Below are 817 nucleotides of genomic sequence, written 5' to 3' on the forward strand. Positions count from 1 at the left end.
TCGCTGGTGCGCGAGATCTACTTCCAGATCCTGACCGGCGACCAGGGCCCGTCGATGCGCGCGGCCCTCTCCATGCAGGGGCATTTCGGCAAGGTGACGCGGGCGCTGCGGCGCATCCACGCGGCCTACCCGCAGGATCTGGACGTCGAGCAGCTGGCGCGCGAGGCCGGCATGAGCGTGCCGGCGTTCCACGTGCACTTCAAGGCGGTCACGCAGACCTCGCCGATGCAGTACCTGAAGTCCACCCGGCTGCACCAGGCGCGGCTGCTGATGGTGCGCAACGGGCTCACCGCCGCGGCCGCCAGCGCGGCGGTCGGCTACGACAGCCCGTCGCAGTTCAGCCGCGAGTTCAAGCGCGTCTTCGGCCGCAGCCCGGTCGAGGAAGTGAAGCGGATGAAGGCCGAGTTCGCCGTGCCGCCGGCCTTCGCGGCGTCGAGCTACGTGTCATCGCACTGAGGCGCGCCCGCTCATTCACCGTCTTCGAACGACCCCGTGCGCACCTCGCCGCCGCGCAGGTAGCGGCTGACCAGCACGCCGCCCGGCGTGGCGTCGACCCGCTCCAGCGTGAAGGCGCGCGCCTGCGCGTCGTCGCCGAACACCCGCTTGCCCGGCCCCAGCATCACCGGATAGACCAACAGGGACAGATCATCCACCAGATCCGCCGCCAGCAGCTGGCGCACCATGTCGCCGCTGCCGAACGTCAGCAGATCCGCCCCGCCCTGGCGCTTGAGCGCCCGCACCGCCTCGGCCAGGTCGCCGGACAGCGCCCGGCTGCCCTGCCAGGACAGGCCATCGGGCCGGTGCGTGGCCACGTGCT

General features: G+C 71.6%; 2 protein-coding genes. One reads left to right on the plus strand and one right to left on the minus strand.

What is annotated here, in order from left to right; translation table 11 throughout:
• Positions 1-456, plus strand: a 456-nt coding sequence (locus BI327_RS40850; protein ID WP_143271818.1) for a helix-turn-helix transcriptional regulator, incomplete at its 5' end; no start/stop codon positions are given.
• A gap of 11 nt (positions 457-467) precedes the next feature.
• Here the strand turns inward: BI327_RS40850 and BI327_RS40855 are convergent.
• Positions 468-817, minus strand: a 350-nt coding sequence (locus BI327_RS40855) for a dihydrofolate reductase family protein (protein WP_174683079.1), incomplete at its 5' end; no start/stop codon positions are given.

The sequence above is a fragment of the Bradyrhizobium mercantei genome, from assembly GCF_001982635.1.
Taxonomy (GTDB): Bacteria; Pseudomonadota; Alphaproteobacteria; order Rhizobiales; family Xanthobacteraceae; genus Bradyrhizobium; species Bradyrhizobium mercantei.